The 13,971-nt window shown below is 63.9% G+C and carries 5 protein-coding genes and 3 rRNA genes; 7 read left to right on the top strand and 1 reads right to left on the bottom strand.

The features are described from left to right. Window positions 1–720 precede the first annotated feature (720 nt). The 7 genes from JJJ14_RS11220 to rrf all read left to right on the top strand — a co-directional run bounded on the left by JJJ14_RS11220 (window position 721) and on the right by rrf (window position 12,760). Window positions 721–1,986: a polysaccharide deacetylase family protein gene (locus JJJ14_RS11220; protein ID WP_201444176.1), complete on the top strand. Its 1,266-nt coding sequence runs from the start codon at window positions 721–723 to the stop codon at window positions 1,984–1,986. Window positions 1,987–2,041: 55 nt separating this feature from the next. Further along, complete coding sequence (locus JJJ14_RS11215) at window positions 2,042–3,574, top strand: glycosyltransferase family 2 protein (RefSeq protein ID WP_201444175.1); 1,533 nt, start codon at window positions 2,042–2,044, stop codon at window positions 3,572–3,574. A gap of 238 nt (window positions 3,575–3,812) precedes the next feature. Next, on the top strand, window positions 3,813–5,807 hold the full coding sequence (locus JJJ14_RS11210) for an OPT family oligopeptide transporter (protein WP_201444174.1): 1,995 nt from the start codon (window positions 3,813–3,815) through the stop codon (window positions 5,805–5,807). A 114-nt stretch (window positions 5,808–5,921) separates the two neighbouring features. Beyond that, window positions 5,922–6,689, top strand: a complete 768-nt coding sequence (gene ppgK / locus JJJ14_RS11205) for a polyphosphate--glucose phosphotransferase (protein ID WP_075379507.1) — start codon at window positions 5,922–5,924, stop codon at window positions 6,687–6,689. Between the two features lie 604 nt (window positions 6,690–7,293). Continuing rightward, window positions 7,294–8,837: ribosomal RNA gene (locus JJJ14_RS11200) — 16S ribosomal RNA — on the top strand. 426 nt (window positions 8,838–9,263) lie between these two features. Then, window positions 9,264–12,442: ribosomal RNA gene (locus tag JJJ14_RS11195) — 23S ribosomal RNA — on the top strand. 200 nt (window positions 12,443–12,642) lie between these two features. Then, window positions 12,643–12,760, top strand: a 5S ribosomal RNA gene (gene rrf / locus JJJ14_RS11190). Together the 16S, 23S and 5S rRNA genes form the textbook arrangement of a ribosomal RNA operon. A gap of 235 nt (window positions 12,761–12,995) precedes the next feature. Here the strand turns inward: rrf and JJJ14_RS11185 are convergent. After that, complete coding sequence (locus JJJ14_RS11185; RefSeq protein WP_201444173.1) at window positions 12,996–13,886, bottom strand: LysR family transcriptional regulator; 891 nt, start codon at window positions 13,884–13,886, stop codon at window positions 12,996–12,998. Between the last annotated feature and the right edge of the window lie 85 nt (window positions 13,887–13,971).

Genomic DNA, 13,971 nt, shown 5'->3' with positions numbered 1-13,971 from the left:
CAGGACTGTTCCACGGCCGTGCGTGTCGCGCATCATGACACCGGCGATGATCAAGCGTGTGCGGACTGTTCCCGCCGTGTAACCGAACCTGTCGCCCACGCGTTCCAGTGAAGCCCCTTGCTCATACATGGCACGCATCAGCCGAATCTCGCTGGTCTATGGTGAGTGGTTGCGGAGGATGACACCGCGTTCTCGCAGGAGGCGAGCGAGTCGCTCGTGTCCAAGGCCAACCTGTCGGGCCGCGGCTTTGAAGGACCCGCCAGCAGCGTAGGCGGCTTCCGCTCGTTGAAGAAGGTCTTCGGATGCCCCGCGGTGTCTGCCGTGGTTGGCGTCTCCGGCGGTGTGGTCCGTGCCGTCGAGCACGGATCGACTGGTGTACGCGCACCATCTGAATCACCGGCGGGGCAAGTTTCGACAAGTCTCCCGCTAGGTCCACCACATGAGAGGTCTGTCCCGTCAGGAAACTGGCGGGGCAGACCTCTTTTCTGGCTGGCGGCACGGAGGTGATCTCCCTCACTTGGGGTCGGTGCTGGTCGGCGGAGATGCGCGGGTTTGCGCGGATCTGCGGGGACTTGACGGCCTGGCAGCACGATGTGGCAGGCGTGCGGAGGGGTACTCGCGACTTTTGTCTGCGGTGAGAGCGATCTCGTGCGTATCCTAGAGAGGAAACCAACCGAGTGGACTGTTAACTGGAGAAGAACCTTGCCGCAGCATGAACGGATGAGGCGTCGCAGCTTTCTCATGGGCGGTCTCGCCCTAGCCGCCTCGAGCACTCTTCTACCTGAGCTGCAGACGGCGGCTCACGCCTCCCCGGCCCCGGTCGCCGGCCCTCCCGCGGCGCCCTCGCAGGTGCTATCGGATATGCAGGACCCGCGCGCCTGGACCCTCTCCTCCCGGGATGGCTCCATCCGTCCCGACACCTCCACCCACTCCCACGGGACCCAGTCGCTGGAGATCGCCACCACCGGTGACTCCCGCCGCCCCACCAGTGCGGACCTGACCCTGCCGGGCATCGACATGACCGACTGCCAGTGGGACCTGTGGCTGCGCGCCGAGGACTACCGGCAGATCGAGAGCATCCAGCTCGAGCTCGGCGGAGAGGGTGAGGACTGCCTGCGCCTGGACGTGGCTCCCGACATGCGCACGCTGCGCACCGGAAGCTGGTGCCGGGTGACCGTCAACCGTGCTGCCGAGCGCTCCGTCGTCGGACACCCCCGGCTGGACCGGGTGACGCGAGTGCGCCTGAAGGTCGTGCCCTCCTCCGACTCGGCGCCGAGTCGCCTGTGGCTCGGCTACCTGGCCACCCTGCCCTCGGCCGCCAGCGGCATCGTCTCCATCTCCTTCGACGACGGCTACGACAGCGACTACAAGACGGCCCGGGCGATCATGCAGGACTGCGGCATCGGCGCGGCGACCTCCTACGTCATCGCTGACAAGGTCGGACTGCCCGGCCGCATGAGCACCGCCCAGCTCGCCGAGATGCGCGAGCGTCACGGCTGGGATATCGCTGCCCACGCCTCCACCGATCTCACCACCCTCGACGAGGCGGGGGTGCGCCAGGAGTTCGAGACGATCAGATCCTTCCTCCTCGAGCACGGCTACCCCGAGGGCGCCGCCCACTTCGCCCTGCCCATGGGGCGGTACAACGACCTGGTGCTGCGCACCTCCCAGGACTACTTCACCTCGATGCGCACCATCGAGAACGCCCCGGAGACCCTCGCACCGGGGGACCCGTTCCGGCTGCGCGTCTTCTACTGCGGCTCCTACACCACCGAGTCCCAGGTCGAGAAGGCGCTGGCCCGCTGCCGGGAGCACCGCTGCTGGACCCACATGGTCTTCCACCGCATCGACGAGCAGGCCGACGGCGCCCCCGAGTCGATCAGGGCGGACAGCTTCGAGCGCTTCATGAGGCGAGTGGCGGACTCCGGCCTGCCCGTCAAAACGGTTCCCGAGGTCATGCGCAGCCAGTCGCCCGCCCTGGCCTGAGGCGCCGTCGCCTCCTGGAGCGGAACCGGCACCCCGACACGGAAAGACTGACGCTATGACCTGGTCCTTCGGTCCGCTCGTGCTGCTGGTCTGCCTGGTCATCCTGTTGGCCTGCTTCGCGGTCAAGCTGCTGTTCAAGCGCAGGACAGGGCTCCGGGCGGTCCACAGAGAGGGATACGGCGAGAAGCGGGGCGCAGGGCGCGGTGGGGTGGTCACCGTGCGCACCCCGGTGACGACGCCGGATGAGGCTCAGCGATCGGCCGACGCCACCGGGCTGCCCCGGGCACTCATGCGGGCCGGTGGGCCCCTGCCCGCCGTCGTCGTAGCCCTCGGTGTGGTGGGGTGGCTCTGCTGGCGGGTGCTGGTCAGCCGGCACCACGTGCTGGACGCGTGGATCGTGTGGACCTTCGATGTCCTCTTCGTGATCGTGGCCGTGCAGCTCGTGGTGGCCGGTTTCGAGGGGCGCGTCATCGGCCGCGGCGAGGCGCATCGGGTCGCCGTGCTCGTGCCGCTCTACAACGAGGATCCCGACGTCGTGGTGCGGATGCTCTCCGCCCTGCTGCACCAGAGCTCGCCGCCGGCCGAGATCCACGTCGTCGACGACGGCTCCACCCAGGGCGCCTATGTGGCGGAGCGGGACTGGTTCATCCGGCAGGCGGCGCTGGCCGGCATCTACGCCAGCTGGCAGCGCACCCCCAATGAGGGCAAGCGCCACGCGCAGGTGCACGGTTTCAGGAAGATCCGTGACGCCGACCTGTTCGTGACCGTCGACTCCGACTCCATGCTCGACGCCGAGGCCCTCCATGAGATCGTCCAGCCCTTCAGCGACCCCCGCGTCATGTCGGTCGCCGGTGTCATCCTGGCGATCAACAACCGGGAGAACCTGCTCGCCCGGGTCACCGACGTGATCTTCGTCGGCCAGCAGCTCATCGACCGCTCCTTCATGTCGCAGCTCGGCTCGGTCATGGTCAACTCCGGCGGCCTGGCCGCCTACCGGTGCTCCATCCTGGCCGAGAACATCGACACCTACCTGAACGAGAGCTACCTGGGGCGGCACGTGGAGTTCTCCGACGACTCCATGCTGACCCTCTTCGCCCTGCTGCACGGCCGGACCGTCCAGCAGCCCTCGGCCTTCGCCTTCGCCTGGATGCCTGACCGCTGGAGCCACCACTACCGCCAGCAGGAGCGCTGGTTCCGCGGCTCCTTCATCCGCGGGCTCTGGCGCATCCGCTTCCTGCCGGTCCTCTCGTGGGGCTGGTGGCGCCAGGCCACCGGGTGGATGCAGATCTGGCTGGTGATCTCGGTCTTCGTCTACCTGCTGCTGTGGCGTCCGCTCGTCCTGGGCGGCGGTGTGCCGCCGACGGTGGTGCTGGTGCCTCTGGCCATCGGGCTGGCGCAGGGCTCGCGGTACATCTCCGTGTGGCGCTCGGATACCACCGGCCCTCAGAGGTACGCCAGCCTCCTCCTGTCCCCGGTGGCGACGCTGTGGTCCGCACTGATCCTGCGTCCCCTGCGCGTCTGGGGGATGGTCACCAGCGCCAAGATGGGGTGGAACACGCGCCAGCAGGTCGAGGTGACCTCGCAGTGAGGCGATCGCGCCCGCTGCTCACGTCCTGCTTCGCTTACTTCGACCCGTGCCCCACTAACACTTCGACCGAATCTTCAGAAAAGACCCGGAGCCGCGTCGATTCTGAAGATTCGGTCGAAGTGTTGAGGACGACGACGGCCGCCCTGATCCGTTGTGCATCGAATGAGCTGTTAACGATCGTTTTCGGACACGGTGCTACTCTCACCCCGGAATCATCCCGACCTCGAGAGATCTCACCATGTCCACAACAACCTCACGCGGCTCCGCTGCGGCGAAGCCGTCCAGTGCCGGCTCCGGCCCGGTCAAGGAGCTGACTGCCCGCGGCATCGTCATCGGCGGCATCATCACGCTCATCTTCACCGCGGCGAACGTCTACCTCGGCCTCAAGGTGGGGCTCACCTTCGCCACCTCGATCCCGGCCGCCGTCATCTCCATGGCGATCCTGCGCCGCTTCTCCGATCACACGATCCAGGAGAACAACATCGTCCAGACGATCGCCTCGGCGGCCGGGACGCTGTCCGCCATCATCTTCGTGCTGCCCGGACTCATCATCGTGGGCTGGTGGACCGGATTCCCCTACCTGCAGACGGTCCTGGTCATCATCCTGGGCGGCATCCTCGGCGTCACCTACTCCATCCCGTTGCGGCGCGCGCTCGTGACCAACTCCGACCTGCCCTACCCCGAGGGCGTGGCCGGCGCCGAGGTCCTGCGCGTGGGTGACACCAGCGAGGGGGCCGAGGAGTCCAGCCGTGGACTGGGTGTCATCGTGCGGGGCTCCATCGCCTCGGCGGCCCTGTACTTCCTCAACGCCCTCAAGGCCATCAGCGTTGACATCTCCGGGGTCTTCCGGGTCGGTGCCGGCGCCACGATGGCGGGCACCTCCCTGTCCCTGGCGCTGGCCGGCGTGGGCCACCTGGTCGGCGTCGGCGTCGGCATCGCCATGATCGTCGGCCTGCTCATCTCCTACGGGGTGCTGCTCCCGATGCGCACCTGGGGCACGGCGGTCGCCGACAAGGACCTCGCCGACTTCGTGGGCGCCACCTTCGCCAGCGAGGTGCGGATCGTCGGCGCCGGCGCCATCGCTATCGCCGCCATCTGGACCTTCCTGAAGATCCTCGGCCCCATCGTCACCGGTATCCGCGAGTCCCTGGCCTCCAGCGCCAAGCGCGACGCCGGTGAGGAGATCCCCCTGACCGAGCGCGACCTGTCGATGAAGACGGTCATCGGCGTCACCGTCGGCTCCATGCTGCCCATCGGTGTGCTCCTGTGGCTGTTCCTGCACGGGACCTCCATGGCTCACCACGCCACGGGCCTCATCATCGTCTCCATCCTCTTCATCCTGCTGACCGGACTGGTCGTCGCCTCGGTATGCGGCTACATGGCTGGCCTCATCGGCTCCTCCAACTCGCCGATCTCCGGCGTCGGCATCCTCGTGGCGGTGACCGCGGCCGCGCTCGTGCGCACCATCGCCACCACCTCCTCGCCCGACGACGTCCGCACCCTGGTGGCCTACACCCTGTTCGTCACCGCGGTCGTCTTCGGCGTGGCCACCATCTCGAACGACAACCTCCAGGACCTCAAGACCGGCCAGCTCGTCGACTCCACCCCGTGGAAGCAGCAGGTGGCCCTCGTCATCGGTGTCGTCTTCGGCGCCATCGTCATCCCGCCGGTGCTCAGCCTCATGCAGGGCGCCTTCGGCTTCGCCGGCGCCCCCGACGCCGGTGACGACGCTCTGGCCGCACCCCAGGCGAACCTCATCAAGCACCTGGTCCAGGGCGTCCTCGGCGGGGACCTCAACTGGAGCCTGCTGGGGCTGGGCGCTCTCATCGGCGCCGTCGTCATCGCCATCGACGAGATCTTGCGCCGCACCAGCAAGTACTCCCTGCCGCCGCTCGCCGTCGGCATGGGCATGTACCTGCCCACGGCCGTCACCGTCATGATCCCGATCGGTGCCGCTCTCGGTCACCTCTACGACCGTTGGGCCGAGCGCACCACCAACCCGGAGCGGGCCAAGCGCATGGGCACGCTCATGGCGACCGGCCTCATCGTCGGCGAGAGCCTCGCCGGGGTGGTCTACGCCGGGATCGTCGTGGCCTTCGGCGGCAAGGCGGATCCGCTGGCCATCATGCCCGAGGGCTTCGCCGGCATCGCTCCCTGGGTGGGTGTGGTGCTGTTCGTCGGCACGCTGTGGTACCTCTACCGGGGCGCCCGCCAGGAGAGCTCTCGCGACTGAGCACTGCTGCTGCGGCCTGTGGCCGCCATCGGTTCCTCCGTCCGTCCTCGCGGTCGCCGTCCCTGCACTAGGCTGGGCAGCGGCCGCGAGGACGCGTAGTACCAGGAGGACCTCATGACTTCGACAGCACCAGCAGTTTCCGTGGCATGCGGGATCGACATCGGCGGATCGGGCGTCAAGAGCGCCCTGGTCGACCTGGCCACGGGCACGTTCATTGGTGAGCGCGTCCGCATCGACACTCCCGAGGAGTCCACTCCCGCAGCTGTTGCCGAGGTCTGCCGTGAGCTCCTCGAACAGCTCGAGGTGGGCGACGACGTCCCGGTCGGCGTGGCCCTGCCCGCCCCGATCGTGCACGGCACCGTCCCCTTCATCGCCAATCTCGACAAGTCCTGGACGGGCGTCAACCTCACCGAGCTCATGCGCGAGCATCTGGGCCGGCCGGTGACCGGACTCAACGATGCCGACGCCGCAGGCCTGGCGGAGGTCGCCTTCGGTGCTGCCAAAGATGTGCCCGGGACCATCATCGTCACCACCCTGGGCACCGGGATCGGCTCGGCTGTCATTGTTGACGGAACCCTGGTCCCCAACACCGAGCTCGGGCACCTGGAGATTGACGGCTACGACGCCGAGAGCCGGGCCTCCGCCGGGCAGCGCACCGCACAGGAGCTGTCCTGGAAGAAGTGGGCCAAGCGTCTCCAGCGCTACTACTCCCACGTGGAGATGCTCTTCTCCCCGGACCTGTTCGTCGTGGGCGGGGGTGTCTCCCGCAAGCACGAGAAGTACCTGCCGCTGCTCGACCTCAAGACCCCGATCGTTCCGGCCCAGCTGCTCAACACCGCCGGCATCGTGGGGGCCGCCTACCAGGCCTCTCGCGCCTCCTGAGGGGCTACGTGGTTCGGCGCCCCGCAATGCCGAGCTGAGCAGTGGTGAAGCGAGACGTTGGAGCGGGGAGAACAGACCTGACACCCTGGGAACATAGATGTGATGCAGGTCGCGCGAAAGTCGTTTGACAGGAGGCCGTCTGGTCTGGCTATAGTACTCCTCGCTGCCGACGCAACCGCATGGTTCGACGGCTGCACCGGTCGGCAGAAACGCCGAACCGGAAGGAGCGATCCTACCGGTACGGAAAAAGCAGAATAGTTCAGAGATCAGGGTCACGCGATCCGAGTTTGATTCCCGAACGACAACCTGCTTATGCTAGTCCGGTCGCCTTCGAGAGGCAAGTAAGGAACTCTTTCTGATCTTAAATCTCGATGGGTGTGTTGTTTGAGAACTCGATAGTGTGTCATGTTTTTTATGCCATGGCCCTGGGGGCTGCGCATGGTTTTGGTTGTGTGTGGTTTTTGGGGTTTGTTTTGTTTTGGTTTGCCTGGCCCTCTTTGTTGTGGGGGTTGGGTTGGGCCTGGTCTGGTTTTCTGGACTGTTGTACTGACTTTGGGTTCTGGCTGACTGTTTGTGGTTGGTTGGGGCCTGGTTTTGTTGGTTTTGTTTGGAGAGTTTGATCCTGGCTCAGGACGAACGCTGGCGGCGTGCTTAACACATGCAAGTCGAACGGTGAAGGGATCAGCTTGCTGGTTCTGGATGAGTGGCGAACGGGTGAGTAACACGTGAGTAACCTGCCCCCTTCTTCTGGATAACCGCATGAAAGTGTGGCTAATACGGGATATTCTGCGCCTGCTGCATGGTGGGTGTGGGAAAGATATTGTTTCGGTGGGGGATGGGCTCGCGGCCTATCAGCTTGTTGGTGGGGTGATGGCCTACCAAGGCGGTGACGGGTAGCCGGCCTGAGAGGGTGGACGGTCACACTGGGACTGAGACACGGCCCAGACTCCTACGGGAGGCAGCAGTGGGGAATATTGCACAATGGGCGCAAGCCTGATGCAGCGACGCCGCGTGAGGGATGGAGGCCTTCGGGTTGTAAACCTCTTTCGCCAGTGAAGCAGGCCTGCCTCTTTTGTGGGTGGGTTGACGGTAGCTGGATAAGAAGCGCCGGCTAACTACGTGCCAGCAGCCGCGGTAATACGTAGGGCGCGAGCGTTGTCCGGAATTATTGGGCGTAAAGAGCTCGTAGGCGGCTGGTCGCGTCTGTCGTGAAATCCTCTGGCTTAACTGGGGGCTTGCGGTGGGTACGGGCCGGCTTGAGTGCGGTAGGGGAGACTGGAACTCCTGGTGTAGCGGTGGAATGCGCAGATATCAGGAAGAACACCGGTGGCGAAGGCGGGTCTCTGGGCCGTTACTGACGCTGAGGAGCGAAAGCGTGGGGAGCGAACAGGATTAGATACCCTGGTAGTCCACGCCGTAAACGTTGGGCACTAGGTGTGGGGGGCCTTTTCCGGGTCTTCCGCGCCGTAGCTAACGCATTAAGTGCCCCGCCTGGGGAGTACGGCCGCAAGGCTAAAACTCAAAGGAATTGACGGGGGCCCGCACAAGCGGCGGAGCATGCGGATTAATTCGATGCAACGCGAAGAACCTTACCAAGGCTTGACATGTGCCGGTCGGCTCCGGAGACGGGGTTTCCTCCTTGTGGGGCCGGTTCACAGGTGGTGCATGGTTGTCGTCAGCTCGTGTCGTGAGATGTTGGGTTAAGTCCCGCAACGAGCGCAACCCTTGTCCCGTGTTGCCAGCACGTTGTGGTGGGGACTCGCGGGAGACTGCCGGGGTCAACTCGGAGGAAGGTGGGGATGACGTCAAATCATCATGCCCCTTATGTCTTGGGCTTCACGCATGCTACAATGGCCGGTACAGAGGGCTGCGATACCGTGAGGTGGAGCGAATCCCTTAAAGCCGGTCTCAGTTCGGATCGGTGTCTGCAACTCGACACCGTGAAGTTGGAGTCGCTAGTAATCGCAGATCAGCAACGCTGCGGTGAATACGTTCTCGGGCCTTGTACACACCGCCCGTCACGTCATGAAAGTCGGCAACACCCGAAGCCCGTGGCCCTACGGGGAGCGGTCGAAGGTGGGGCTGGTGATTGGGACGAAGTCGTAACAAGGTAGCCGTACCGGAAGGTGCGGCTGGATCACCTCCTTTCTAAGGATTGGTTATGCGGGGGTGGCTTCCTGGTCGTGTGTTGTCTGGATCGTTGAATGGGTCTGGGCCGGCCGGGGCTTGCCCTTGTGGAAGGCTGGGCGGCTGACCGTGTCTCGTGGGTTTGTTCTCGCGGGGTGGTTGGCTTGCCTGGTGCTGGCATAGAAGACACGCCCGCTGTGGTGGGCTGCTGGGGCTGTTGTGGTCGTGGTGGTCTGCTGGTGGTGGGTGCCCCTGCGTGTGTGGGGGTGGCATGCTGTCGGGGTTCTGGGGCAGTGCGCCCTGGTTGCCTGGCCTGTCTGGGGCTCCTGGTTGTTGGGGGTTGTGGGTGGGTGTGGGTGGGTTGGTTGTGAACTGTATAGTGGACGCGAGCATCTTACTGTAAGATTTCTGCGACAAAGTGTTTCTTGTTTTGTTCGTGTGTCTTTGTTGTTTGTTTTTTTGAGCGTTCGGTGGATGCCTTGGCATCAGGGGCCGATGAAGGACGTGGTGGCCTGCGATATTCCTCGGGGAGCCGGCTGGCGGGCTGTGATCCGAGGGTTTCCGAATGGGGGGACCCGGCACGAGTTATGTCGTGTCACCTGCATCTGAATTGTATAGGGTGTGGGGGGTGACGCGGGGAAGTGAAACATCTCAGTACCCGTAGGAGAAGATATTCCGTGAGTAGTGGCGAGCGAAAGCGGATGATGGTTAAACCGTGTGCGTGTGATACTCGGCAGGGGTTGCGTGTGCGGGGTTGTGGGGCTGTTCTGTTTTCTCTTCTGCCGGAGAGGGGGCGCGTGTGCTGGCTGGTAGCTGAATCGTCTGGGAAGGCGTGGCGTAGTGGGTGATACCCCCGTAGGCGGAACTGGTTGGTGCGTGTCTGGGACGGTTTGCCCGAGTAGCACGGGGCTCGTGGAATCCTGTGTGAATCTGCCAAGACCACTTGGCTGCCTGAATACCTCCTGATGACCGATAGTGGATAGTACCGTGAGGGAATGGTGAAAAGTACCCCGGGAGGGGAGTGAAATAGTACCTGAAACCGGGCGCTTACAAGCCGTCAGAGCCTTCCGCACCTTGTGTGGGGGTGGTGGCGTGCCTTTTGAAGAATGAGCCTGCGAGTCAGTGGCGTGTCGCGAGGTTAACCCGTGTGGGGTAGCCGTAGCGAGAGCGAGTCCGAATAGGGCGTTTGTAGTGGCGCGTTCTGGACCCGAAGCGGGGTGATCTACCCATGGCCAGGTTGAAGCACGTGTAAGAGCGTGTGGAGGACCGAACCCACCTAGGTTGAAAACTGGGGGGATGAGCTGTGGGTAGGGGTGAAAGGCCAATCAAACTCCGTGATAGCTGGTTCTCCCCGAAATGCATTTAGGTGCAGCGTCGCGTGTTGCCCGGCGGAGGTAGAGCTACTGGGTGGCTGATGGGCCCCACAGGGTTACTGACGTCAACCAAACTCCGAATGCCGTCGGGTTGTAGCGTGGCAGTGAGACCGCGGGGGATAAGCTCCGTGGTCGAGAGGGAAACAGCCCAGATCGCCGGCTAAGGCCCCTAAGCGTGTGCTAAGTGGGAAAGGATGTGCGGTCGCGCAGACAACCAGGAGGTTGGCTTAGAAGCAGCCATCCTTGAAAGAGTGCGTAATAGCTCACTGGTCAAGTGATCGTGCGCCGACAATGTAGCGGGGCTCAAGCACACCGCCGAAGCCGCGGACCCATGACGTTGTTCCCTTCACTGTCCGGCTTGCCCGGGTGGTGGCAGGGGTTGTGGGTGGTAGGGGAGCGTCCTGCACCGGGGGAAGCCTGTGGGTGACTGCTGGTGGACGGTGCGGGAGTGAGAATGCAGGCATGAGTAGCGATACTAGGGTGAGAAGCCCTAGCGCCGAATGACCAAGGGTTCCAGGGCCAGGCTAGTCCGCCCTGGGTGAGTCGGGACCTAAGGCGAGGCCGACAGGCGTAGTCGATGGATGACGGGTTGATATTCCCGTACCGGCGAAGCACCGCCCATGCTGACGCGCGGGTGCTAACCCACGCCCAACCACCATAAAGGCCGCATGTGTCAGGTTCGCCTGACGGTGTGGTTGTGGTGGTGGGGTCTGGGGATCCTCCGTGCAGGTAGGCAAGCGTGTTAACAGGGGTGACGCACAGTGGTAGCCCGGCGGACCTGATGGCTTGGTCCGTTCAAGCGCGCAGCCCGTCTCCCAGGTAAATCCGGGGGACTGTCTTTGATGACGGGGGTGAGGCGTGATGGTGACCTCACACTGGTGGGGGATAACAGGGTGATCCTGGGGTGCCGAGAAAAGCCTCGACGCGATGGTGCCAGCCGCCCGTACCCTAAACCGACACAGGTGGTCGGGCAGAGTATGCCTAGGCGCACGAGTGAATCATGGTTAAGGAACTCGGCAAAATGCCCCCGTAACTTCGGGAGAAGGGGGGCCTGATCCCTGAAGCCCCATCGCGGGCTAGGGGGGAGGGTCGCAGAGGCCAGGGGGAAGCGACTGTTTACTAAAAACACAGGTCCGTGCGAAGCCGTAAGGCGATGTATACGGACTGACGCCTGCCCGGTGCTGGAAGGTTAAGAGGAACCATCAACCCCCTTGTGGGGTGAAGTGGTGAATTTAAGCCCCAGTAAACGGCGGTGGTAACTATAACCATCCTAAGGTAGCGAAATTCCTTGTCGGGTAAGTTCCGACCTGCACGAATGGCGTAACGACTTCCCCGCTGTCTCAACCATGAGCTCGGCGAAATTGCAGTACGAGTAAAGATGCTCGTTTCGCGCAGAAGGACGGAAAGACCCCGGGACCTTTACTACAGCTTGGTATTGGCGCCCGCTATAGCTTGTGCAGGATAGGTGGGAGACTGTGAAGCCGCCACGCCAGTGGTGGTGGAGTCGTCCTTGAAATACCACTCTGGTTATGGCGTGCGCCTGAACCTGGGCCCGTGATCCGGGTTAGGGACAGTGCCTGGTGGGTAGTTTAACTGGGGCGGTTGCCTCCTAAAGTGTAACGGAGGCGCTCAAAGGTTCCCTCAGCCTGGTCGGCAACCAGGTGTTGAGTGCAAGTGCACAAGGGAGCTTGACTGTGAGACCGACGGGTCGAGCAGGTACGAAAGTAGGAACTAGTGATCCGGCGATCCCGTGTGGGTGGGTCGTCGCTCAACGGATAAAAGGTACCCCGGGGATAACAGGCTGATCCTGCCCAAGAGTCCATATCGACGGCATGGTTTGGCACCTCGATGTCGGCTCGTCGCATCCTGGGGCTGGAGCAGGTCCCAAGGGTTGGGCTGTTCGCCCATTAAAGCGGTACGCGAGCTGGGTTTAGAACGTCGTGAGACAGTTCGGTCCCTATCCTCTGCGCGCGCAGGAGACTTGAGAAGGCCTGTCCCTAGTACGAGAGGACCGGGACGGACGAACCTCTGGTGTGCCAGTTGTCCCGCCCGGGGCACGGCTGGTTGGCTACGTTCGGGAAGGGTAACCGCTGAAAGCATCTAAGCGGGAAACCATCTTCAAGATAAGGTCTCCACAGAACACCTTTGGTGTTCTGGTAGGCCCCCAGCAGACTACTGGGTTGATAGGCCAGAAGTGGAAGACCGGCAACGGTCTGTGAGCTGACTGGTACTAATAGGCCGACACAAACAACAACACCCCCCAATCACACGCGCCCAGCGTGCCTGGGAGTACCGGTGGGGGGTGAGTGATACGGTAAACGCGAGCGTCCACTATACGGTCCACACCCAACCCAACCACCAACCACACACGCACGCGCAAGCGCGTGTGCGGGTTGAGAGGCGAGCCGACAACAGAATCAAGGAACACACTGACGCACTGCCCATGTAGTCGTCTCGGTGGTCACAGCGACAGGGAAACGCCCGGTATCCATCCCGAACCCGGAAGCTAAGCCTGACAGCGCCGATGGTACTGCACCCGCCAGGGTGCGGGAGAGTAGGACACCACCGAGCACACACCACACAACTGGCCCGGAACCGCCACGAGCGGCTCCGGGCCAGTTTGGTTTTTACTCATAGGGCGCTCAACACCACCCCGCGCCGCGATGCAGGCGCACGCATCACGATGACTCTCATCTTTCCTGCCGCGGGATCCGTCGTTGGTGCAGGAGTAACTGTTCTGAGCGTTCTTCTTGGTGGCCGCGTACGGTGCCATGCTTCTCGCCCCGCATCTACGCCGTCGTCGCGGCTAGCGACAAGGGGTGTTGGCTGTGGGCGTGGGGACGGAGTCAACGAAGACCTGTGCAGCCGGGCTTGGGTTGAAGGAGTCCCACGCGAGATACTCCACCCGTACCGGACCGTCGCTGACGGGGATGCACACGCAGCCAGGCACATCGTGGGCCAGGCCGGGAGCGACAAGAGCGGCCCCCAGTCCCTGACGCACCAATCCGGTGAGCAGGTCGGCCGTGTTCACCTCGAAGCTCACCTCACGGCGGAGCCCAGCCCTGTCAAAGGCCAGATCGGACTGCTCGCGTCCCGACGACCCCTCCGGAAAGTCCACGAACGGCTCGTCTGCCAGGTCCTCCAGGCGGAGTCGGCGTCGCCCCGCCAATTGGTGCCCCTCCGCCAGCACCGCCACCAGGCGCTCCCGGGAGAGCTCTCGCGTCTGCACGCCCCGCGGCGTCACGCCTTCCGCCAGGCCGAGGAAACCCACGTCGAGCTCCCCAGCCGCAATACGACGCAGGAACTCATCACTGCCACCAGTGCGCACGTGCACACCCACCTCGGGGTAGCTGCGACGGAATGCGCCCAGCACCGCCGCAACATCCACTGCTGTCACGGTTGGGATCACCCCGATGGTCAGGGACCCCCGGATCTGTCCGTGAGCGGCCGCTGCCGAGGCCTTCGCGCGCTCCGCTGCCCGGAGGCACAACCGTGCCTGCTCCACGAACGCCTCGCCGGCGGGCGTCGCCTCCACCTTGCGGCTCGTGCGCGCGAACAGCCTCACCCCGAGTTCGCCCTCCAAGGACTTGATCTGCCGGCTCAGGGCCGACTGCACCACGAAGCACCTCTCAGCCGCGCGCGTGAAGCTCTGTTCTTCAGCGATGGCCACGGCGTACCTCAACTGCTGCAGTTCCACTCATCAATCTTATGCGTGCATCGCTCCCATCTCATCCATGTCATCGACGAATCGATGTGCGCACCTCAGGCTGGATGCATGACGA

It is taken from the genome of Actinomyces sp. HMT 175, from assembly GCF_016694895.1.
GTDB lineage: Bacteria > Actinomycetota > Actinomycetes > Actinomycetales > Actinomycetaceae > Actinomyces > Actinomyces oris.
Note: the sequence above shows the minus strand (reverse complement) of the source record. Positions and strands in the feature narration are given on the sequence as shown.

What these genes read in the sequence shown, in the direction of transcription:
- JJJ14_RS11220 (WP_201444176.1), top strand. Translation starts at nt 721, where the DNA reads ATGAGGCGTCGCAGCTTTCTCATGGGCGGTCTCGCCCTAGCCGCCTCG.
- JJJ14_RS11215 (WP_201444175.1), top strand. Translation starts at nt 2,042, where the DNA reads ATGACCTGGTCCTTCGGTCCGCTCGTGCTGCTGGTCTGCCTGGTCATC.
- JJJ14_RS11210 (WP_201444174.1), top strand. Translation starts at nt 3,813, where the DNA reads ATGTCCACAACAACCTCACGCGGCTCCGCTGCGGCGAAGCCGTCCAGT.
- ppgK (WP_075379507.1), top strand. Translation starts at nt 5,922, where the DNA reads ATGACTTCGACAGCACCAGCAGTTTCCGTGGCATGCGGGATCGACATC.